General features: G+C 39.9%; 23 protein-coding genes. 19 read left to right on the top strand and 4 right to left on the bottom strand.

Going from position 1 to position 22,856, the window contains the following annotated elements:
* The first annotated feature begins 395 nt into the window (after positions 1 to 395).
* Both ACQSGY_RS14730 and ACQSGY_RS14725 read left to right on the top strand, forming a co-directional pair.
* Entirely contained in the window at positions 396 to 794 is a 399-nt protein-coding gene (locus ACQSGY_RS14730) for a DoxX family protein (RefSeq protein WP_111273203.1), read from the top strand.
* Between the two features lie 373 nt (positions 795 to 1,167).
* Entirely contained in the window at positions 1,168 to 2,751 is a 1,584-nt protein-coding gene (locus ACQSGY_RS14725; protein WP_216518284.1) for a peptide chain release factor 3, read from the top strand.
* 201 nt (positions 2,752 to 2,952) lie between these two features.
* Here the strand turns inward: ACQSGY_RS14725 and sspI are convergent, their stop codons facing one another.
* Entirely contained in the window at positions 2,953 to 3,186 is a 234-nt protein-coding gene (gene sspI / locus ACQSGY_RS14720; RefSeq protein WP_427052432.1) for a small acid-soluble spore protein SspI, read from the bottom strand.
* 168 nt (positions 3,187 to 3,354) lie between these two features.
* Between sspI and ACQSGY_RS14715 the strand changes: the two genes are divergently transcribed.
* The 10 genes from ACQSGY_RS14715 to ACQSGY_RS14670 all read left to right on the top strand — a co-directional run bounded on the left by ACQSGY_RS14715 (position 3,355) and on the right by ACQSGY_RS14670 (position 14,783).
* A complete protein-coding gene (locus ACQSGY_RS14715) occupies positions 3,355 to 4,017 on the top strand; it encodes a potassium channel family protein (RefSeq protein WP_145406545.1) in 663 nt (220 codons plus the stop codon).
* A 26-nt stretch (positions 4,018 to 4,043) separates the two neighbouring features.
* Entirely contained in the window at positions 4,044 to 4,835 is a 792-nt protein-coding gene (locus ACQSGY_RS14710; protein ID WP_427052431.1) for a TrmH family RNA methyltransferase, read from the top strand.
* Between the two features lie 1,187 nt (positions 4,836 to 6,022).
* Positions 6,023 to 7,516, top strand: a complete 1,494-nt coding sequence (locus ACQSGY_RS14705; RefSeq protein ID WP_427052430.1) for a hypothetical protein — start codon at positions 6,023 to 6,025, stop codon at positions 7,514 to 7,516.
* Positions 7,517 to 7,698: 182 nt separating this feature from the next.
* Positions 7,699 to 9,426, top strand: coding sequence for an asparagine synthase-related protein (locus ACQSGY_RS14700; RefSeq protein ID WP_427052429.1), 1,728 nt, complete (start codon positions 7,699 to 7,701; stop codon positions 9,424 to 9,426).
* A 13-nt stretch (positions 9,427 to 9,439) separates the two neighbouring features.
* Positions 9,440 to 9,709 carry a PqqD family protein gene (locus ACQSGY_RS14695; protein ID WP_427052428.1) on the top strand — a complete coding sequence of 90 codons (270 nt, stop codon included), beginning with the start codon at positions 9,440 to 9,442 and terminating at the stop codon, positions 9,707 to 9,709.
* Positions 9,693 to 10,673: a hypothetical protein gene (locus tag ACQSGY_RS14690; RefSeq protein ID WP_427052427.1), complete on the top strand. Its 981-nt coding sequence runs from the start codon at positions 9,693 to 9,695 to the stop codon at positions 10,671 to 10,673. Before ACQSGY_RS14695 ends, ACQSGY_RS14690 begins: the two co-directional genes overlap by 17 nt.
* The gene (locus ACQSGY_RS14685; RefSeq protein WP_427052426.1) at positions 10,663 to 11,157 is read left to right on the top strand and encodes a lasso peptide biosynthesis protein; all 495 of its coding nucleotides are present in this window, start codon (positions 10,663 to 10,665) and stop codon (positions 11,155 to 11,157) included. Before ACQSGY_RS14690 ends, ACQSGY_RS14685 begins: the two co-directional genes overlap by 11 nt.
* 18 nt (positions 11,158 to 11,175) lie before the next feature.
* On the top strand, positions 11,176 to 12,915 hold the full coding sequence (locus ACQSGY_RS14680) for an ABC transporter ATP-binding protein (protein WP_427052425.1): 1,740 nt from the start codon (positions 11,176 to 11,178) through the stop codon (positions 12,913 to 12,915).
* A gap of 520 nt (positions 12,916 to 13,435) precedes the next feature.
* Positions 13,436 to 14,029 carry a sigma-70 family RNA polymerase sigma factor gene (locus ACQSGY_RS14675; protein ID WP_427052424.1) on the top strand — a complete coding sequence of 198 codons (594 nt, stop codon included), beginning with the start codon at positions 13,436 to 13,438 and terminating at the stop codon, positions 14,027 to 14,029.
* Positions 14,016 to 14,783: a DUF3600 domain-containing protein gene (locus ACQSGY_RS14670; RefSeq protein WP_427052423.1), complete on the top strand. Its 768-nt coding sequence runs from the start codon at positions 14,016 to 14,018 to the stop codon at positions 14,781 to 14,783. Before ACQSGY_RS14675 ends, ACQSGY_RS14670 begins: the two co-directional genes overlap by 14 nt.
* Before the next feature lie 83 nt (positions 14,784 to 14,866).
* On the opposite strand, the gene ACQSGY_RS14665 is transcribed toward ACQSGY_RS14670, so the two are convergent.
* Positions 14,867 to 15,718: an AraC family transcriptional regulator gene (locus ACQSGY_RS14665; protein ID WP_427052422.1), complete on the bottom strand. Its 852-nt coding sequence runs from the start codon at positions 15,716 to 15,718 to the stop codon at positions 14,867 to 14,869.
* Between ACQSGY_RS14665 and ACQSGY_RS14660 the strand changes: the two genes are divergently transcribed.
* The 6 genes from ACQSGY_RS14660 to ACQSGY_RS14635 all read left to right on the top strand — a co-directional run bounded on the left by ACQSGY_RS14660 (position 15,679) and on the right by ACQSGY_RS14635 (position 19,038).
* A complete protein-coding gene (locus ACQSGY_RS14660) occupies positions 15,679 to 16,296 on the top strand; it encodes a Gfo/Idh/MocA family oxidoreductase (protein ID WP_427052421.1) in 618 nt (205 codons plus the stop codon). The two genes, ACQSGY_RS14665 and ACQSGY_RS14660, sit on opposite strands and share 40 nt — an antisense overlap.
* Before the next feature lie 235 nt (positions 16,297 to 16,531).
* Entirely contained in the window at positions 16,532 to 16,726 is a 195-nt protein-coding gene (locus ACQSGY_RS14655; protein WP_427052420.1) for a hypothetical protein, read from the top strand.
* A gap of 35 nt (positions 16,727 to 16,761) precedes the next feature.
* Positions 16,762 to 17,037, top strand: a complete 276-nt coding sequence (locus ACQSGY_RS14650) for a hypothetical protein (RefSeq protein WP_427052419.1) — start codon at positions 16,762 to 16,764, stop codon at positions 17,035 to 17,037.
* Positions 17,038 to 17,357: 320 nt separating this feature from the next.
* Positions 17,358 to 17,804, top strand: a complete 447-nt coding sequence (locus ACQSGY_RS14645) for a hypothetical protein (RefSeq protein ID WP_427052418.1) — start codon at positions 17,358 to 17,360, stop codon at positions 17,802 to 17,804.
* A gap of 30 nt (positions 17,805 to 17,834) precedes the next feature.
* Positions 17,835 to 18,206 carry a DUF7674 family protein gene (locus tag ACQSGY_RS14640; RefSeq protein WP_427052417.1) on the top strand — a complete coding sequence of 124 codons (372 nt, stop codon included), beginning with the start codon at positions 17,835 to 17,837 and terminating at the stop codon, positions 18,204 to 18,206.
* Positions 18,207 to 18,483: 277 nt separating this feature from the next.
* Positions 18,484 to 19,038: a hypothetical protein gene (locus ACQSGY_RS14635; RefSeq protein WP_427052416.1), complete on the top strand. Its 555-nt coding sequence runs from the start codon at positions 18,484 to 18,486 to the stop codon at positions 19,036 to 19,038.
* Between the two features lie 139 nt (positions 19,039 to 19,177).
* Here the strand turns inward: ACQSGY_RS14635 and ACQSGY_RS14630 are convergent, their stop codons facing one another.
* Both ACQSGY_RS14630 and ACQSGY_RS14625 read right to left on the bottom strand, forming a co-directional pair.
* Entirely contained in the window at positions 19,178 to 20,239 is a 1,062-nt protein-coding gene (locus ACQSGY_RS14630) for an S-layer homology domain-containing protein (protein WP_427052451.1), read from the bottom strand.
* A 352-nt stretch (positions 20,240 to 20,591) separates the two neighbouring features.
* The gene (locus tag ACQSGY_RS14625) at positions 20,592 to 20,912 is read right to left on the bottom strand and encodes a winged helix-turn-helix transcriptional regulator (RefSeq protein WP_110897317.1); all 321 of its coding nucleotides are present in this window, start codon (positions 20,910 to 20,912) and stop codon (positions 20,592 to 20,594) included.
* A gap of 438 nt (positions 20,913 to 21,350) precedes the next feature.
* Here ACQSGY_RS14625 and zwf point away from each other — a divergent pair, with 438 nt between their 5' ends.
* Entirely contained in the window at positions 21,351 to 22,805 is a 1,455-nt protein-coding gene (gene zwf / locus ACQSGY_RS14620; RefSeq protein ID WP_184182919.1) for a glucose-6-phosphate dehydrogenase, read from the top strand.
* The last annotated feature ends 51 nt before the right edge of the window (positions 22,806 to 22,856 follow it).

Here is a 22,856-nt window from a genome sequence, read left to right as displayed (position 1 = left end):
TCAGTACAGGTTAGTGTCAAAGAGATGGTTATTCAAGCCCGGAAGATCGCAAGAAAGATGCGGTGTTTTCGGGCTTTTTTTTCGGTTGAGATCAAAGGGGAAAGAGGCGCAGAAAGGCAGCTCCATCATAAGGAAATAAATAATTAAAATTAAGTAATTGACAAAAAGTAAGTATGTAACTTATACTCAACACATGAGTTAAAGAGTTACGCAAATGACCTGCTGCATTCGGGCCACACAAAAATACAATAATCCGAGTCAGGGGAGCATTCATGAGATAAAAGGTAAACCAGCTGAAGGGGTTTGCGGCAGACAGAATCATGAAAAAATTTGGCATAATATCTTTAATCTAAGAATACTATTTTGTAATTATCGAATGGAGGAAAAAGAAGATGATGTTGGATCTAGGGTTGTTGTTAATTCGTTTGGTGATTGGTTTGTCGTTTATGGCGCATGGGGCACAAAAGCTGTTTGGATGGTTCGGGGGTTACGGTATTAAAGGGACTGGCGGCTGGTTTGAATCGATCGGCATGAAGCCGGGCGCACTGCTTGCTCTGCTCGCAGGACTTGCGGAATTTGGTGGCGGCTTGCTGCTGGCGCTGGGTCTGCTCACACCGGTAGGCGGCATTCTGATTGCACTGACTATGGTGATCGCTATTGTGAAAGTGCATGGTGCTAACGGCTACTGGTCTACACAGAACGGATTCGAATACAATCTGGCGATTCTCGTACTGGGCGTAGCCCTTGCTCTGACAGGCGGCGGGCAATATGCGCTGGATGCACTGATTTTCTAAAATCGAATAATCTGCAAGGAATGAGAGGACCCGGATGCCAGCGGTATGGCAGAAGGGTTCTTTTTTGCGAAGAAAAGTGTAGAAGTTGGGGAAGGTAATCGGTTATTTTCGCTACAGATTATGGTACAATAGGAGAGTTGAATTGAGAACGAGTGATGAAACAGGAATGGAAGCGCCGAATCTGAAAGGATGAACTCCATTGTAAATGTGTAAAATGAATTTATCGTGTACTTCCAATTATGGGGACGACATGTGAATGAATAGACAACCGGCTTCGCCGGGTGGCATAAGTTTACCAAGGTTTGGCTACTTGCAATAATGGACCGGCATATGCCGGATTAACGTGAATGAACGGACGAAAGGGATAGACGCTATGAGCAAAGCTGCAAACAACATTCTGCAACAGGAAGTGGACAAACGTCGCACGTTTGCCATTATCTCTCACCCGGATGCGGGTAAAACGACTTTAACGGAAAAGCTGCTGTTGTTCGGGGGCGCGATTCGTCTTGCGGGAACAGTAAAGGCCCGGAAAGCCAGCAAACACGCGACAAGCGACTGGATGGAAATTGAGAAACAGCGGGGGATCTCGGTTACGTCTTCCGTTATGCAATTTGACTATCTGGGTCATCGGGTTAACATTCTGGATACACCAGGTCACCAGGACTTCAGTGAAGATACGTATCGTACGCTGACGGCTGCCGACAGTGCGGTCATGCTGATTGACGTGGCAAAGGGTGTCGAGGCACAGACGATTAAATTGTTCCAGGTGTGTGCGAAGCGCGGCATTCCAATCTTTACGTTTATTAACAAGCTGGACCGTGAAGGACAAAGCCCGTTTGATCTGATGGAAGAGCTGGAGAACGTACTGGGTATCCGCTCTGTGCCAATGAACTGGCCGATCGGAACAGGACGCGATCTGTGCGGTGTATACGACCGGATGAAAAATCAGGTGGAGCTGTTCCAGGGTGACGATCACTCCACCATTAAAGTGCAGAAGGTTGAAAGCTACAAAGATCCGATCATTCGTGAGATGGCGGGTGAATACCTGCATGAACAGCTGTGTCAGGAGCTTGAGCTTCTGGATGTTGCAGGTGATCCGTTTGATATGGAAAAGGTACAGCGCGGTGAATTGACGCCGATTTTCTTCGGTAGTGCGATTAACAATTTCGGTGTGCAGACGTTCCTGGAGAACTTCCTGGAGCTGGCTCCCAAGCCAGAGCCGCGTCGCAGTACAGCAGGTGAAATTGATCCAACAAATGAGAAATTCAGCGGATATGTATTCAAAATTCAAGCAAATATGAACCCGGCACACCGCGACCGTATTGCGTTCCTGCGCATTGTATCCGGCAAGTTCGAGCGTGGCATGAGCGTGAAGCATAATCGTGTGGGCAAAGAAATCAAGCTGTCTCAGCCGCAGCAGTTTCTGGCACAGGATCGGGATATTGTCGAAGAGGCGTATGCAGGCGACATTATCGGTCTGTTTGATCCGGGGATTTTCCGAATTGGAGACTCCTTGAGCCAAGGCAGTGAAGTGGTGTTTGATGAGCTGCCAACGTTCTCGCCAGAGATTTTTGCCAAAGTTACGGTTAAAAATGCGTTAAAGCACAAACAATATCAAAAAGGGATTGACCAGCTGACAGAGGAAGGCACGATTCAGGTGTTTAACACGGTGAGCTTTGATGAGACCATTCTGGGCGTAGTCGGTCAGCTCCAGTTCGAGGTATTTGAATACCGGATGAAGGGTGAATACGGGGTAGATGTGCAGCTGCAGCGGATGCCGTATCAGTTTGCCCGCTGGATTATAGATGAGAATCTGGACCCGAGCAAATTCCGGATTAACTCCGCGCTGGTTAAGGATAAAAAAGGAAACTACGTCGTTCTGTTCGAGAACGAATATGCGATGAGAACGGCTATCGACAAAAATCCGACAGCGAAGTTCCTCGAAACTGCGCCTTAATGGAAAAATAGATCATCCTGAGCATTTATGCGACTATGTACGCACGCAGGCTTAAATAGTTCAATCCCTCCGCCGTCTGGTGGAGGGATTGTTGCTTTACCCTTACCTTCAAGGCATGCATAGACCTGCCAATCAGGGAGAGTTTTTTTCGCAGACAGAACAAACGGTTTGATGGTTTCCCTTCGTCCGCCAGTGCTTCGGTTAGCGAAGCGGCTGAACGGGAATGTTGTGCAGATGCTCCTGCGCGATCTGAATCAGTTCCTCCTGCTTGGCAGGTTCGGTGTTCTTCCAGATCATTTCGAAAATGGCGCCAAGTCCGGGCAGTGCTGCCTCAGGTCCGTCCACTGAACCTTCGATCATCTCTCGCAGTTGGTCATCACTTTTGTCATGAACCTTATGAACAATCGCTTCACGCAGGCTTAATGTAATGGGCATCGCATTTCCCTCCTCGTATTATTCGGCTGCTGTATTACTGTTCCCTGCGGAGGGGGAGCGCATTCAAGTTTCTCCGCCTTTGTGGTATACTACGAAGGATTATTTACGTTGGCATCGTACCGGAAGAGGTGCGTCATGCCGTAATGCAGCGGGAGGTTAAAGACCCTGATGGCAAAGAAACAATATGCTGTAATTGGCATGGGACGGTTCGGGTCAAGTGTGGCCAATGCACTGAGCGGTATGGGATTTGACGTGCTGGCGATTGATGCGAACGAGCAGCGGACGCAGGAAATGTCCAATGTGGTGACTCATGCGGTATCGGCAGACTCAACGGATGAAGAAGCGCTGCGCGCGCTGGGCATTCGCAATTTCGATGTAGTTGTTGTTGCGATTGGCGAGGATATTCAGGCCAGCATTCTGACAACGCTGATTTTGAAGGACATGGGTGTACCGGTGCTGATCGTAAAAGCTCAGAATGAGCTGCATGGCAAGGTGCTGCAGAAGATTGGTGCGGACAAGGTGATCTACCCGGAACGGGATATGGGGCTGCGTGTAGCGCATCACCTGACATCCCCGAACATTCTGGATTATATTGAGTTATCCGAGGATTACAGCATTCTGGAGATGAAGGCATCGGAGCAGATGATTGGCAAAAACCTGCTGGAGCTGAACATCCGGGCACGATTTGGCTGTAACGTCATGGCGATCAAGAGCGGGGGATCGATGAACATCTCTCCATATGCCGAGGATCGGATAGTAGATGGAGATGTGCTGGTTATTGTAGGGCACAAGGATCATCTCACCAAGCTGGAACTGGCTTATCCGAAATGAAATGGGAATTCGGGAAGGATGGAACGATGGATATTGTATCACCGCAAAATACACGTGTAAAAGAATGGGCCCAGCTGCTGGAGAAAAAGCATCGGACCCGTCAGCATAAATATATTATCGAGGGCATTCATCTCGTACAGGAAGCACTGCGTGCCGGAGCCGATCTGGAGTGCATCGTGTACGATGGGGAGCAAGGGGTGCCGGTGGAACTCGCCGGATTGGAAAATCCGCTGAAACGAGTAGAGTGGGTCAGTGTGTCTCCTGCGGTTATCGCTAAATGTACGGATACGATGACACCACAGCCGGTATTTGCAATTGTGCGGAAAAGCACAGAGCCACTGCAGAGCCTGATTGCAGAGCGTGCAGGTCTTGTTGTTGTATTGGACGGGGTACAGGACCCCGGCAACGTGGGTACCATTATTCGCAGTGCGGATGCCGCCGGAGCGGCAGGAGTCGTGCTTGGCGCTGGCTGTGCGGATGTATATAACCCCAAAACGATTCGTTCGACGATGGGTTCATTGTTCCATTTGCCTATTGTAGAGGGAGAGTTGGGGCTGCTGCTGCCTGAAGCGAAGTCCTCAGGTGTGAGGCTGGTCAGCACCTCGCTGCAAGCAGAATATTCGTGCTATAGCTATGATTTTACACAACCTGTATGGCTTGTCATTGGAAACGAAGGCAAAGGCATCTCTGACACTACGGCACAGCTTGTAGATGACGCAATTACGATTCCGATGCAGGGCCAAGCCGAGTCCCTCAATGCTGCGATGGCTGCAACGATTTTGCTGTTTGAGGCGATGCGGCAGCGGATGTTTAACTAACTAATAATTCCTGTCTAATTTTATTTTTACTGTCCCTAACTAAAATTAACTGTCCCTGAATAAAAATACCTGTCCAGAGTCACTCGAAGACTGGAGAAATGCAGCGTATTTAATCGCACATTTCCCCAGTCTCTTTCTCTCCCTTTTTCTTTTCCTCAAGCATTTCCTCTTTCTTTTTCTCTGAGCTTTAGCCTTTGTCCATTGATTTCTCTTTCATTTTGGACAGTAATTATTCTCTCGTTACGTTCACAATTGAACCAGTTCTTGACTAGTTTTTCTCCCTTACGACCTGACATGAAAGGAAATGAATTTTTATCCCGAAAATCGGTTTCTGCCTTGTGGGAAAGGGATTTAGGGCATGTTGGAGAAGGGCAAGTTTTGAGGCAGTATTTTTTCGTTCTTACAGGATGATGTAACTAAATTGAAAACCAAATGTGGTTTATAGAGTATTTAGATGACAGATTAACAAGTTAAATGTGACAGTTCCTCTAAAAATGATTAGTGAGCGTCTCCACCTCAACATTTTTAGCATCTTCATCCATTACACCATCCCACGCAAGAACTCTCCTGTCTGTTACAAGCACAGACTCCTAGAAGAAGCATTGAGGTTTATCAAGTTGGCACAAAGCGTCAACACGAAAAGAGATGATAGCCTTTATCTCAGTTTATTGATATACGACCCTCATTGTATCAATTTCCATGTGGTGGTTGCCTACAAAGACTGCCTTCACTTTTATGACCAAACGTTTGTTATTGGAGATTAAAAAATGAAAAGATTCATTTTATAAATACACTTACGTGAAAAGAAAGGTAGAAATATTCGATTAGCAATATTAACTGAGTACTCCTTTGCGCTTTTTCGATACTTATAACGTTACTCTTCATCTCCTGCATCCAGAATTCCAAGCACTTTTTCCCCGTTTCAACCGCCTCATCTATTTTTGTTCAACATTTGCTTCTCCTATTCCAGGATAATCCAAACTCGCCGAATTCCTTGTACCTCTTCTTATTTACCTGTTGTCAACTACATATTCTATAATCTCACAGGTTATTTCCAATAGATTGACAGGTTATACTTATTTATCTATCGTGTTAAGATGTTTTAAAGTTTATTAACAAATTAATTTTTTTTAGCAATTAAAATTAAAATTTCAATTTACTTAATATGGAAATTGGAGGATTGGAATATGGAGGTACAAAATGCACATAACAAATTATTAGAAGTTTTATTTTCTACCTTTTATGAGAAGTTTTCTTCGAATAGCAATCAACAAGTAATTAATTATCGCTTAATAAATAAAATGTTTATTCAGTTAATAGCTGTACATAAACTCGAGTGTCGAATCGAAACGGAGAAACTTAAAATTAATAAATATGTGAAACTTGATCATGTTTTTTTTAACGATTTGGAACTTATAAAGAGCAAAACTAGAATTAAGTTTGATAAACAAGTACTTGTGCTAAAGGAACTTTCTGAAAATTTCAAAAGTAGAGGATTTATCGATTTGCCTATAGTGATTAAAGGAGCCTCCGTTTTTGGAATAACAGGAGATTTGCGCACGTTAAAAAGAAGTAATGACATAGACATTATTTACTCTGATCTACCTTTGTTGGAAAGTGTACTGACAGAGATGGGGTTTGAAAAAGATGAAATGAACACCCCTAGTAAACACGAGTACTCTTTGATGGTTAGAGGAGACATATTAATTGATATTCATAAATGTATACCGATATTAAAATATTCTGAAGGGATCATCGAGAAAGCTGTTAAGGCAAAAAGAACAGGAAGTAATATACTTTTTGAGTCCTTTACTCAAATGCAGGAATATACTGTAGAGTATTCTGAGCTAAGGCATAACTCTTTTAAGAGCTCTTCTAATTTAGATATGGATGTCCCGGAGATACACTACCAAATATTGATTCTCTGTGCAGAGATATTCAGAGATTATGTTAAATCACAATCCCATTTTTCATCGGGAATTGTAATGGCTGATTTACTTGATGTTATGGAACTGGTTGGAAATCCAACTTTTCAAATGAGCAAGTTTAAAACAATAACGAGTGGAGAGAGAAGTCTTTCTGTATCATTTGTTGCTTACTTATTAAAAGAAATATTCAATAATGACTTACTTGATTCATTTATAGATGAACAAATGCGCTATCCTAAGTTTTTATTCTGGAATGGAACAATGTATTTGCCTACAGAATCTTATGAATATATCCATTCTGATCCAAGTGATATTACTCGTCTACTTCATTCAGAAACATTTAATTTATTTGAAAATACTAAAATCATAAATCCTAAACATTCTAGTTATAATTCTCACGGAATATCAAACGTAAAACGGGTTCATTTAGAGAAACATAACGGTTTGTTGAATATAAGAATAACGTTGTTCAATAAACCAATAACGAACACAGCTGATGTTTTTGAAATGACAATTGAAGGAAAAAGGTGTTGTGCATCTTTTGATGGAAGTTACTTCAGAATTGAAGAAATTCTTAAAGGTTGTACAGTCGATTTGTATGATGAAAAAGAAGAGTATTCAGTAAAATTGAGTGTTCCAATAAATATGTTATTGACCCCCTTAAAAATGATCTCTGGAATTATGATTTGTGTTACGAGATGGGGCGATGGTCCGCTATCAACTATTATCCCCCTGACTGTGATTAGTAGTTAGTAATTCATAAAATTTTTCCTAGAAAGGAGGTGATAAATATGCTGAAATATGAGAAACCAGCAATTGTGGTTTTAGGTTGCATATCAGAATTAACTGGATCTGGAGGCCAAAACAACAATGATGGCTGGAGCTGGTCTAGATTGGCATAATGCTTATCTGTAGTTAATAATAAAGGAGATCATATGGATATGGTCTCCTTAAAAAAGGGGGAGTTCATTATAAATAATCTAAAACTTTCTAAAGATTACTTTGGATTTAAAGGATCATTTAACTTTAATAATAGGAAAAATGAGTTAATATACGTTGATCAAATCGATCTCGGATTTTCATCTCCTCAGAGTAATAAAATCTTTCAAATTATTACAAAGGGAAACCAACCTAAGACTAGTCATAGTAAAGATGAATTATTTTTGGCAGGATACATATGGGAAGAAGTGGAGAAAGAAAGGGGGATCATTAAACATTTAAAAGAAGCATTAAAAGAGAACAAATTAAATAGTGTACGTGCTATTAATGGTCAGTTTTCAGGTGGACTTTTGGAAGAGAAATCTATCATATTGTTCAGAACTATACATTCTCCTAAAAACATCTTTTATATTGTTGTAGAAGACACATTATATTTTTCTACTTCATACATGGATTTAGTGAGTTTTGTTGAATTTGATGAGGGTTTATTACCTGCATTGTGTTGGGGAGAAGATGTACTCCCTTTTAATGGAATAAATATTCTTGAAGAAGGAGAGGTTTTAACTTTCGATGAAGATGGAATCATGATTGAAACATTTGATTTTTTAGATCAAATGAGCAGTAGCAATAATATAAACGATCTAATACAACACTTTAAAGAGATATTCTCTGAATCATTATTTTCTAAGATAACACATTATAATTCTCCAGGTTTGATGTTAAGTGGAGGGATAGATTCTTCAATCGTTATTGGTGCTCTCTACAAAGGCGATTATGATTTGAGTCGCTTGTTTACCTATACTTGGGGTTCAAACAAATTTACGTCATGCAATGATTTTAAATATGTTAGTAAAATTAAGGATATGCATACATTTAATGAAAATTTTATAGATGTGGGTGAGTTTGAACAAATTGATATGCTTGATATGTGTAGTTCTTTTATACTTCCCTCTAATCATTGTCTAAGTTCTTGGTGGATGAGTGCAGTGAGCCTAGCTAATTCAAATAAGAACACATGCATTATAAGTGGTCTTAAGGCAGACACTTTATTCGATACATTCAAATTAAGACCAAAAACTACTCACTTGAACTTGAGGGAAAAATTTCATTTGTTCTTACACGGTTTAAGTGTCCCTTATTACAATTATTTTTGGAATAACTCTAATCCCTATCATAATTATAAGTTTAACGGGGTGGATTCCAGAGGAATAGATATATTCACTGAGAAATCCAAACAACAACTATCCTCTTATATGGAAAATCCGTATAACAATTTTAATTCACAATATTTAACCCTTGATTATGAAGTATTTTACCCCAACGGTATTGTTCATTTCTCTCCCTTTAATGATCGAAAAGTCCATTCATTTGCGAATAGTCTACAGGATATATATAAGCGGTTCCCTTTTCAAGGTAAGGATATAAGTAAACCCATCTTAAGAGCAGCATATATAGAAGAATTACCACACGAGGTGTATTCAAGAATATCTAAATCCAATTTTGAAGAAGTAATTTATAGATACGTCGAAACTAATAAAGAGAAGATACTAAATATATTTAAAAAATCATTTTTATTAGAAAAAGAAATTATTGATTATGAAAATATACAAAGAGTCTTTAATAACCGAGATTTGTTAGAGCTAAATACAGGAACCATACTCATATCTGCAATGATTGAATTATGGATAAGTCAATTTAAAAAAAATGTAATTAAACCTACCTAAAGGAGAGGAATTTATGATAATTCAATTAAATGAGAACGTTCTTTTTGAGAAGACGGATACTGACAGCTATTTTATCGATTTGAATTCTGGGAAATATGTGTACAATAATGCATCTTCCACTGTAATTATCGAACAATTGTTAAAATCAAGTGATATCGAAGAGGTTATCGAATATTTATCAAAGATATATATTGTTGATAAGAATGAGTTGAAACAAGATGTTTTAGAGGTGATTGAAGAGCTGCAAAGAATATCATTAATATTCTATGAGAGCGGTGAGTAATGTGTATATATATAAAAAAATTGGTGGAATGAATTTATGTATCGTTATGAACAATAATTTTTATGAAGAATTTATTAATAAGTTCCTTATATTTAATGTGTCCAACTCTAGTGATATTCAGTGTAAAATCAAAATAAATTTCATGAAAAAAAGGAAAATTCAGGATCAATCGCTAAGCATATTGAAGTATAGTAAAATCGAATTAAAGAATGCTTATTATTATTACAATAAAAATTTAGAAGAATATTTTGTAGAAGGTTTTGGTTTTAGTGGAAATATCAATGTCATTAAACAAGAGGTGAACTGGTTCGTTTATGAAATGATTGACCCAAGGACATTTTTTCATTTACTCATACTAGATCCAGTATCATTAATCTCACCTTATTATAACCTATTGATTGGTCATGGAGCAGTCATTAGAGAGAATAATGATGCTCATGTAATTTTTGGACAATCTATGGCTGGTAAAAGTACGATATCTAGACTTATATCGGAACAATATATGGAGATGAATAAAATATCAGATGACACTTTTGCCTTAGCAGTAGAAGATAATAGTATGGCAATTATACCTTTTAATACAGGCGATGGATACTTAAAATCCTCTTCGGATATAAAAAGAGAATTAGAGAAAAAGAAGAATGGATTGATTTTAGAGAACGAAAAAAAAATATATGTTATTGATGAACCTGATTCCATAGTAGACTCTCTTGTCCTGAAGAATAGTTTTTTTCTGAAGAAAGATATTTCCGTGAACGATACTGAAATTACAAAATTGAATACCACTCATTATTTTAAAGAACTATTGGAGTTCCATGCTTCAATTCCGAGCTTGTATACCAAGAAGAAGTTTCAATTGTGGAAACTAATAAGTAATTATTCTCAAGGTTACTTAATCAGATATAAAGATTTGTGTGATGTAAAAAGACTTGGTGAAGCTATGAGGTGGAAATATGAAAAATGATTTCAAAAAGTTATCCTATATGATTATGAAAAAAAGTGAGCCCAATTATATGCTAATTTTGAAAAAAAATATCTCAATAATTTTTTCTTTATTCGTTTATCTAAGAATTTTGAAAATGTACAAAATGAAAGGACTAAATAGTACACTACAGTTGAACAAATCAATAAACAAAAATATAAATAAAACAAAAAAAATGAAAGGTGAAATCAGTAATGATACTTTATTAAATTTTTCGATGATGTTAGTTTTGTTCTACAGATTTTTTGGGAGGCTTTATGGTGAAACAGGAAATTGCTTAGAGAGGTCTGTGCCTCTTTATTCAGCTCTGCTCTATTTAGGTTTTGAACCTAAACTAGTTATTGCAAAACCTAAAAAACGGGGATCTCTCACTTTTATGTTTCATGCTTGGGTCGAGGTTTCCAGTAAACCGGTAAATGACTTCGCTGATATTAGGGATCATTATTATGTGCTGTATAATTATTAAAGGAGGTTGTGATTGCCTATGAATCAAATCCGGGCAGGGATTATTGAGATATTGTATAAAAGTAAAACAATCATTTTTTTAATTTTGTTGTTCAATATCTCAGCCTCGTTAGTCTCTATCGTGCAACCACTCCTTTTTAAAGATTTATTTGACGATATTTTACCTGGAAAACATATGGGGACGGCTACATTATATATTATAATACTCGTTCTTATCCCCATTGTTTATGCCGCATTAAACAGTGTTACCACGTATTATAACAATGAGTTAGGGAACTATCTATCCAAGAACCTTCGGGTACGCTTGTTTTCTCAATTGCTTCAAATCCGACCAAGAAATGTGGACAAAATCGGAAGAGGAGAAATTATTAACCGAATCACCTCACAAGTAGGAATGCTTTGTGAAGTTTTTGTAGTAGAAACCATCATGTCGATCGTAACGAATGCCATTTTGTTAATTGCCACTTTGTGGATCATGCTCTCCATGAGTGTTGAACTAACGTTAGTAGCCATTATTTCATTCCCTGTGTTTATGTATGGCTTCAAGCGCTTTAGGAACAAGACGGAGAGGTTGGATAAGAATTATTATAACATTTTGGAACAGGGCATAAGTTATTTGAATGATTTCTTTTATAATTTGAAAGCGGTTCATATGTCTAATGGGCATCAGGCTGAGAACAAGAGGTGGAACAACTGGAACGATGAAGCCTGGAAGATTTCAAAGCAGGCTCGGGTTTTTCATCATATGGTGTTAAACCTTGTTGCGGACACTGTTATTTCCTTGATTACGGGTATCATTTATGGCTATAGTCTGTACCTGATCCTGATCGGTCAAATTTCACCAGGGACTTTGCTGGCCTTTATTGTTATACTCCCAAGATTGTATAGCATTTTCAAGTCGCTTTTTACGCTAAATATCGATATGAGCCGTATGAAAGTGATCGTAGATAACTTGAATGAAATACTTGAATTAGAAAAGATCGAATCAGGAGCTAAACTTCCTGATTATACCCAAATCCCTTGCCTTCAGATGAAAAATGTATCGTATCGTTATGCGTCAGAAGACTCCTTTGGTATCTCGAACTTTAATTTAGATATTAAGCCAGGAACTTTCGTTGGTATTGTTGGTCTAAGTGGATCAGGGAAATCCACGATCTTTGAACTTATTCACAGATATATAGAACCGGATGACGGGGAGATATTACTGGACGGCGTACCTATAAAGGAAATCGATCTTTATGAATTAAGAAAATATATTGGCTATTCTCCGCAAAAGGGAGTGTTGTGGAATAAGTCTATTTTAGAAAACATTATTTATCCGCTGGAAAAAGAAGAAATGGATGAAAAGGCTTGGCTCAGATTCAATACCGCTGTTGAAGTAGCTCATGTTCAATCATTTGTTCAAGCCATGCCTGAGCAATATGAGAAGAAGGTGGAGAGCCACGGAGATAATCTCTCTGGTGGAGAAATTCAACGAATTTTATTAGCTAGGGCATTCATGAATGAATCTCGAGTTCTGATGCTGGATGAGTATACCTCTGCTCTGGATGCCATGACGGAGAGCGACTTGAATGATACCTTATTGAACCTAAAGGGGAAGAAAACTATATTGGTCATAGCACACAGGCTCTCAACCGTGAAGAATGCTGATTATATCCTAGTGATTGAAAAGGGGCACATTATAGAGCAAGGCAGTCCAAGTGAATTGCTGTCTCGAAAGGGGAATTATTACAAGATGGTGGATAAACAGCAATTATAAGACTGTATTCATGGGATAAAGCTCTTGAGGAGCCGGACGTTTTAATAAAGAACTCCTGTTCAATTCCTAATTGTTTGTAATAAAATAAACTGTCTCTAAACCACCAAAGATTAAAATAACGGTCCAGAAATACTCGAAGACTGGTTGAAATGTATGTATTCAAGCCCACATTTCCCAGTCTTTTTGGACATGTGATTTATTACATCAATTGAGACTGATAACAGTATGAGATGAGACTATCTATAACCTTAAAATAACACTGATATAGTGTCGTAAAGCCAGCAATGGCCATTTAAACGCAAAAAGACATCTAAAGCATGGAATTCTTAGTTTACATAGATATATTATATTAAATCAAAAAAGTGGAATTAATTGAGACCTTCTTACTTTTAAGATAATGTGCTCTGTCACAGGACGGAGATGAGTATATTGGGGGTTTTTTCCATTTAAAATTAAAATTAAATCGAACGATATCGCCTGCTAAAACCAATATATAGTGTAAGAAGAAAGGGGATGGAAAATGAGTGAGGAGAACGAGTACATACGATTGGTGAAGCTGACCTTGGCTGGAAAACATGAGGCTTACGGAGAGTTATACGAGAAGACGGTAGCGGATGTGTATCGCACGGTTCGTTTTCTGGTTTATGATGCGGCGGATGCGGAGGATTTGGTACAGGAGATTTATATCCACGCGTATCAATCCTTGGAAAAATTTGATACTGGACGGGCTTTTCGGCCATGGTTAATGGGAGTCAGCATGCGGCAGGTCAAAAGTTATCGACGCAGGAAGCTGATGCAGTTTCGATTCAAGCAGCGGATTGAACAGATGAATACCGGTACAGGCATGGAAGCCGATTTCTCATCTCATTTAATCCATAGACTGGCGAACCGTCATTTACTGGAGCAGGTACAGCGTTTGCCCTATAAGCTGCAGCAGGTCGTTATTTTACACTATTTGAACGAATATACCCAAGAAGAAGTCGCTGACATTTTAGATATCCCGCTAGGTACAGTGAAATCCCGAATTCATGCTGCGCTGGCCAAGTTGAGACAGAAACAGCAACGGCATTCCGAAATGACACGAAAGGTGGATCATGCCAATGAAATTGGATGAACAGTTACGAACGGCATATCAGGAGGAAACAAAGGATTGGATGATCTCAACTCGTGTCAAACATAACGTAATGAATAGGACTCAGAAGAAAGCATCTGGTGTACAACGAATCAGAACATGGCGGGTGACTATACTACTGGCCGCAGTGCTTCTAATTCCTACTGGAGCTTATGCGGGATATACATACTTGGCTGACAGCATATACGGTTCGAAAGATCAAATTACCTCATTAGGTGGGACAACAGCAGATTACGAACGATTGGAAGCAAAGCTGCAGCAGGCCAAGGCTCATTTTACGGAAAAGGAATTCGAGTTGTACATGGGGCTGCTCAAACAATTTGGACAGATGGCATTGACTCATGCAGACGCACAAGGGAAGTTGAATCCAGAGAGCTGGAGTATGGCAGAACAGGAAAAGTATAAAGAATTAGTGGCTGAGCTCCAGCCGTTCTTTGATAAGCTGGAAGGGTTGGAGAGCAACTCTTCCAAGGCTATACCGGTTTCACCGAGACTAATGGACGAAGAAACATTCTGGACGGAACAATTAACAAAGGCAGAAGAGATATTTACGAAGGAGCAATATGCTGACTTCAGGTCGGTATATGAACAGATGAATAAGTACAAAGCACTAGTGGAAGATTCTGACGGGATATATCATATGGATCGATTGTCCAAGGATCAGAGGTCTGATCTGGATCACTTAACAGAACGAATGGGTGTATATTTGGAAAAGCTGGGGCTGGATGTGCGCTGATGCACAGTACACAGACAGACAGCTTGGGTAAACTCGGGAATCAGGTTACTCTCAAGCTTAATTTGCTAACTATTCGCTACTAGCTAATCCCTTCCTCTCAATCTCAAACGATATTGATGTGGTGTGGTGCCCGTTGCTTTTCGGAATACTTTACAAAAATAAGAGGTGCTGGACATGCCTACACGATGGCCGATCTCGGGAATGGACAAGATTGAACGGCTTAGCAGTACGCAGGCTTGACGAATACGGGCGGCTTGAGCATATGCAATGATGCTGTTGCCCGTTTCTTTTTTGAACAAATGAGATAGGTGATAGACGGATAGATGAAGTTCATCTGCTATATGCTCTATACGAAAAGGCTCTGCATAGTGCTGCTCAATCCACTGCATGGCTGCCTCGGCATGGGGATTCATAAAACCTGAGCGAATTGTTGTCTGATCTGAGAAGTGCGAATGAGGGGAATGGGCTTCACTTTTCCATAAATAGCGAAGTTGCGTCAGTATATTTAGTGTGAAAAGACAGGCATCCTCCGCTGCTTCATAAGGCAATAGGTCTGGATACTGCTTACCAAAATGTTCAAGAAGCTGAACAAGTGGAGCATCAGGCATCAGATATAGTGGGGGTGTGGATATTTGCTCATTGAGAATGTGATATGTGAAATGGTGTGTAGTGATAAAGTGCGGCCAATATTCCTGCAGCAGATCAAGCTCTACCATAAGCACTGTGCGAATGAACGGGTGCTTGCTCGATACCTGCATCTGTACATGGTGCAGCTGGAAGGGCCGGAAAATCATGAGCATCCCCGGTTCGAGTGGAAAGGCATGGCCCTCGGTAATCAACTGTCCGTAACCATCATGAATATAGGTTAATTCTAATATGTACGCTTTATCATGCCGTGCATCATATAGATGCCATGCTCTGGATGATGGGGGCACCTATCGAGGCGCAGGCTATGATTGCCAATACGGCGCATGATAATGCCGAAGTGGAGGACATATCCATGGCGATGCTACGCTTCAGCCAAGGAGCAGTGGGGATGATTACAAGTTCCGTGGTGCATCACGGAGAGGAGCAGCAGTTAATTTTTCAAGGAAAAAAAGCCCGCGTGTCTGTTCCCTGGAAAGTAGTGGCTTCCACTTCGCAAAGTAATGGATTTCCCGAACCTAATCTTGATCTCGAACGGTACCTTCATCAGCAGTATGACGCATTGCCTGAAGTTATTCATTCAGGTCACGCCGGACAGGTTGAGAATGTGCTGGATGCTATAGAGAAGGGGACATTGTTAGTTGTTGATGGAGAGAGCGGACGGAATACGCTGGAGCTGATTGTTGGTATCTACAAGTCTGCAAGTACTGGGGAGAAGGTGGTTTTTCCCATTCCATCGGATGATATATTTTATTCCAGGGAGAGTATGATGCGGCACGTTATTCACTTTTATGAAAAGAAGTCGTCTGTTGAAAACTTTGAGGATAGGGGCATTACGCTTGGACGCAGATTAGATGAAAAGTATTAAAAGGACGCATAAAGGTATTTCAAGCATGCATAATTAACGTGAAACAAAAAGGTGAACATAGATAAAGAGACCGCTGTATCCACGGATACAGTGGTTTTTTATATCGGGGACTGTAAGTATAGTGGGTTCTTTTCATGGTATTATTAGTAAGGAAGAATATGTATTAGTGATAAATTTCGAGGTGATATATTTGTTGTGAATCTGGTCAGTTCCAGATAACTTTCCTAACGGCAGCGTGGGTGAATATATTAAAGGCAGTGGAACGGATCGATTTGTTTTTAGAGAAGTCAAAAAATTGACCGAGCCTATTGTTGCCCCTAAAGTTGAATTTAAAACCTTAAGCGATGTATTACAGAATAGGATGTTTTTGAAAGAAATAAAATTAAAGGTGCTACGTTTATTCAGAGGCTTTGAGAAATTTGAGGATTGATAGTTGAATGTTTTGCAAAATTAAAGGAGAGGTATATGGACAAGAACAGCCATGCGGATTGGAACGAACCTTTTAGAGAGATCAATCATTTTAATGATTTTGTGGATGTGATAAAAAATTGGGAGAGCTTATATGAAGAGTGGGAGCAGTATAACATCTATGGCATGATTGCCATTTTAGCTGCCAGTTTAGACAATATCGAGGAAAATTTTTTGAATGATGAAATCGAGAATTTGCATGAGCATCTCACTGACAAGCAGTTGAACTTTCTCATTAGACTGGGGAAAGTTGCTGAGAAAGGCGTTAAGTAGTAAAGAGGGACGGATAGGGGGATGATTTGGGGAATCTCACTGGATGTATTCTGGGAGTATTGTGTTTGCACCTGAATTTAGAATCTGATTCGAATGTTACGGAGAGTAGCTTGAATAGGAGGAGTTGAAGAGCATATGAGCAGGTTAAAAGTAGAGAGCATCGTAATCAGCTTTGGCAAACAACACATAACCATTTACGGATTTTTAAATATTAATAATAAGAAGATAGGTGATTAATATTCACTTCGTTTGGCAAATGTCAAAGTATAAAAAGGACGAACTGCCTTTGTATCAACCAGGTAAGAAAGAAACATGGACATTTGGTATCTGATATTGGAAAAGTAATGTGCGGTAAAATGGTCACGGGTCATGAATATCTTCAGGTAGAGAATGCATTTGTCGAGGGTATACAGGTATTTATGATGTATTCAAAGTCACCTCATCTCACCATCAAAAAACTTGAAAAATCACTACAACCGGAAATAATCAAAGCCGATATGACTAAAAAGGGATTTTCTCTGGAGCGTTATATTAAATTGCTTGATTTCTTTCTGTTATTGGAAAAAGGCCTGAAATTGAATATTGAAAATATGGAACATGTTGCTCGTTTGGCTTTAAGAGAATACATCTGGATTCAGTTAGCGTCAGAGTCCATGTTTGTTCGCTTCAATTATGATTATTATGTGGACGTTGGTACTAAGGACAGATGTGATGAAGCAGTTCAAAAAGTAATGGATTTGGAGTTATCCATAGGATCTCTGGGATGAACCATATCCATTAGCATAGGAGTGGATACAATGACTAGTCAATCGGAAGCATTTATGAGGAAAATGTTAGAGTTTTTACCATCAACAGAGGCATCCTACAGAGAATCCATCGAGTTTAATGGTGAGGTGCTGGAGACGGTTATAATCGAGAGTGTTTTCATGCCGGCATTCATTGAACTTATAAGACAAGAGCAAAACATCGATCTATTAGAACGGATTTTTGAATATTTTGAAGAAGTTTCGAATGATAAAGATACTCACTTAATAAATACATTTTCAATTACGGTATTAGAAATACTGGGTAACGAAAATAATATTTTACGAACTGCAAAGAAATACATGGGACCTAAAACGACAAAAATGCAAATAGAAGCGGATAAAGCTCTGGGTAGAGAAGTTTAGCTGATAACGCTCCTAATTAATTGGAAGGTGTATGATGAGCATAGAGCCATTTAGTAACATATCATTGAGAGGTCGAGTTGCTTATGCAATAAGCTGCCTGGAGAACATGATTTCAGCTTGGGATTATGACATTAACAATTGGGAATCAGTCATGCTTACTCTGTTATTGAGGGACATGGAATGAATAGTCTGAATTGTTTGGAAAAAATTATTTTATTTATGGAAAAGAACCAATTCCCATTACCGGATGTCCGTTTATTTCTGATGTACTCTTTTGATGAAAATAGAGGATGGGGCAACTGGTTTGATGGTAAAAGAATATCAAAATGGCTGGAGGGTAAGCCAGGTGGATAAACCTCTTTACGACTTAATAACAAAGTTGAAAGTAACACTTGAAGCTGAACCAGACAGTATTATCTACGGTGAATTAGGTGAAGGCAGGCCTAACCTTGAAATGAAGGATACCGCTTTGGAACTATATCTGGAGTTTTTGAAGAAATTCGATGGTGCAAGATGTAGAGTAATAGATCTATGGTCATTTGAGACATTAACTTCACATCAGTATCGTATAGCTGGTTTTATGGGGGAACCAGATGAATGGCTAGAAGTAGGTCAAATATTGTATGAACCGTTAGTGATTAATAAGAATTCTGGACACATCTATTATTTTACACAGAATCACCAAGAAGTATGGACCAAGGGGGATCTGGGGGATTTCAATCACTTCCTTTGTCATTATGTTTTTGGTCTCAAATATAAAGAAATTGTACCTGATGTATATCGAGATGATTGGTATTCATTACTTGAGAAGATAAATTGGGCATCAAAATAATTTGAATTGTTCTTTAAAACGGTTTTACAATCCGTCTTATGTAGAATCCCCTTTCGAGTAACCGAAAGAGGATCTTTTCTTGAATATGTTACCAATGTTGGATTTATTTGAGTTAAATCATTTATGATCTAGAAATAAGCTAAAATGCATCCTTTAATGATGATGTTACGATTATATCAAAGACTATCTGGGTTTCGTCATCAACAATAAACGCGATCATACGCACATCTTCCATATTTGGTATGGGATCATAGATTGAAATATCCTGATATGTACCATCGTTCATCTTTTTATAATAGTATTCTACGATTCCATGACCTCTTACTCCAGCTGACCCATATTGGTTTATAACATCGAATAAAGTACTTTTGCCCAGTACAATTCCCTTTTTCGTAAGTAGTGAAATATCTGTATAAGTGGAATCATCCGTGTATGAGTAAATACTCCAGCCATCTAACTCTCCGCTTTGGTTAAAGTGTGCATTGAATAATGGATAGTTATCATAATCAAAAATATTCTTCCCTGTAGATTTTCCAAATTGTTCATCAATGGATTTTTTCGAGTCTCCAAATCTAAGTTCTGAACTATTGCCCTGAATGACCAAATTAAAATCCTCATCGGTCAAGGACACTGTACTGAAATCAGGAATCACCTCAGAGGGAGTACCAACCAGATCAGGCAAAAGACTGAGGTCCGTAGGAATTTTTGGTCTTTGCTCAATTTTAAGTTTTCCATGAAAAGCAAGTTGACGTATCCATTGGAGTGCCTCTGCTCTTGAAAGTGTACTTTCACCATCAAACTGCTGTGGAGAAGTTGCTTTGCTGTTGGCTAATCCTTGTCCAATCAGGTAGGTTACTGCATAATGACCAGTAAAGTGAACACCTTGAGATGCACTGATGATTTCGGCAACACGTAGTTTTGTGATCGGTTTCATTCTCATTGCGAAGTTGTTTTCTCCAATTGTCGGATGGTTGTATAGTTTGGCTGTCCTGTAGAGGCCTTCTGTCCAATTCTCGCTGGGAAGATATGCACTATTTGCACTTGCATTTGGAATAGCTAGACCCACTGCTCTGTAAAACATCTTAAGGAACTCAGCCTCTGTAATGACATGGTCTGGTTTAAGATTGAAATTAGTATATCCATTGATTATGTTACTAGAGATACCCCATTGAAATAAACGCTTGGCCCAGTGCTCATTCATATTTTTCACTGGGATTCCTCCCCATGTCCAAGCGGTTATTTCTTCATCGTTCTGCTGAGTCTCGGATTGAGCTGCTACAGATGTAAAACCCAATAGTGATGCGGTTAAAATGAAAAAAGCGGTTATACGTCTGAGACTTATCACGATCTGTACTTCCTTTCCTGGATTTATTGTAGCCATAGTGATTTATCGGTTTATTGTCTTATAAAGTAAAGAATAGAAGTGAAAAAGCATAGGTGAAGGGGGGATCCTTCACCTATGCTTTTTTTTATTTCTTTTTTTGTCATAACAAGTTAATCCATCCTGTTTGATTTTTAACATATTGATCTTTTGTTTTCTTAAACATTCAAACTCACAACCACTTCTCCGCCCATCGCTCCACCGCGCTTAGCGCTCGTCCTAGCTCGGTTCCTTTGCGGGACAGCATATATTCAGTTCGAACGGGACGCTCTGTAATTACATGTCTGACGACCAGTCCCTCTTCCTCTAATTCCTTCATCCGCTCATTTAATACACGTTTACTCAAATCAGGAATATAAGCATGAATTTCACTGAAGCGTTTGGGCTCCTCCATCAATGCATGGATAATCAGGGCTACCCATTTCCGGCCAATGATCTGATAAGATAGTTCCACCTTTTCGCATAATTGCTTGGCATTCTTATCATCGTTCATAACGGTTACTCCTTTGGTTTAGTATGGCTTGTAATATCATTAGTATACTTATTGTAACCTGAATGTCCACAAGGTATATGTATAAAATATCACATGCCAATTGTTATTAAACTTACCACATAAAGCGTTAACATTCAATAAAATTGTCTGTAACCCTTGGTACAGCTGGAGTTCACAGCTTAGACAAGAATATTGACGAATTGTGACGACAGGTGTAATATGAGTAACGTTAATTATTAGTGGTTACAATTTATAACCTATGTCAAATAGTGATTCAGGTTGTGGAGAGAAGGAATGTTCCCATGGTTGGATTCAGGTCATGTGCATAACGGAGGCGAGGCGGGCGATGTACCCACTTATTCCGTCTTTTGTCATGCTTGGATTTGAACATTTTGCAACATCATATACTATACTGCACAGATCATAGGAGGCACTCCAATGGACGCAATGACATTTGTCTTGTTCGGGGCAACAGGCGATTTAGCCAAACGCAAAATTTACCCTGCATTATACAATCTGTTTGTAGATCAGAAAATGCCTAAGGCATTCTCCGTAATTGGTTTGGGACGTCGCGAGCTGTCAGATGCGGATTTCCAGGCGAATGTGGAAAAGTCACTGCATGAATTTTCCCGTCAGAAACCGGAGGAAGCATCACAAGTACGTGATTTCATCGGTGCTTTCCGTTATTGCTCACTGAACAACACCAAGCCTGAAGATTACACACGGCTTCTTCAATTGGTACAGCAGCGGGAGCAGGAGCTTGATATTCCTGAAAATCGCATGTTCTACATGTCGGTTGCACCTGAGTTTTTTGAACCCATTGCATTAAACATTCAAGAGAGCGGCCTGGGTAACACCAAGGGCTGGAAGAAGCTCATCATCGAGAAGCCGTTTGGACATGATTTGCAATCTGCACGTGAGCTGAATGAGAAGCTGAGCAATACGTTTGCGGAGGAAGAAATTTATCGCATCGACCATTTCCTTGGCAAACCGATGGTGCAAAATATTGAAACCTTGACGTATGCCAATCCGGTTATTCAGGCGCTGTGGTCCAATCGCTACATTGCCAATGTACAGATTACAGCGAGTGAAACTGTAGGTGTTGAGGAACGTGCAGCGTATTATGACCAGAGTGGTGCGCTTCGCGACATGTTCCAGAACCATATGCTTCAGTTGCTGATGATGATCGCATTGCATCTGCCGAAGCGCTGTACACCACAGGAAATTCAATATAAAAAGAAAAAAATTGCTGAAGCTCTGCGGCCGCTAACCAAAGAGAATGTCGCTTCTGAAGTCGTTCGCGCTCAGTATGGTGCAGGAGAGCTGCAAGGCTCCTCTGTAGTCGGTTATCTGGACGAGCCGGGCATTCCGGCCGGATCGCAGAATGAGACATATGTGGCTGCAAGGCTGTGGCTGGATGACCCTTTCTGGAGCGAGGTTCCGTTCTATATTCGTACAGGCAAACGCATGGCTGAGAAATCAACCCGTATCGTCATTGAATTCAAGTCACCGCTCAAAACAGGGCATGAGTCTGAAAATACGATGGCTCCGAACTTGCTGACACTTGAAATCGGCCCGGGCGAAAGCCTGTCCCTTCAATTAAATGTGAAGAATCCGCTGAACAAGGGTGAGGTTGAGCCGATGAATATGACCTTCCAATCCGGGGAGCGCAACGTTCCAGAGGCGTATGAAAACCTGATTTTTGATGCGATGCGCGGTGACGCAACGTTCTTTGCACACTGGAATGAAGTGGAGCTGGCTTGGCAGTGGGTACAGCCGATCCAGGAAGCTTTTGCAGCCGGTTCAATTCCACTGGACACGTACAAAGCTGGATCAGATGGACCAGAATCTGCTGATCGTCTGATTGCGGAAAATGGCTTCCGCTGGTGGTAAGCTCGAGCTGATTGCAAGCCACAAATTATGTAGTAAGTACGCATCATTTTT

Origin of the sequence: Paenibacillus sp. TC-CSREp1, assembly GCF_050171015.1 — a bacterium.
In the GTDB taxonomy this organism is placed as follows: Bacteria; Bacillota; Bacilli; order Paenibacillales; family Paenibacillaceae; genus Paenibacillus; species Paenibacillus silvae.
Note: the sequence above shows the minus strand (reverse complement) of the source record. Positions and strands in the feature narration are given on the sequence as shown.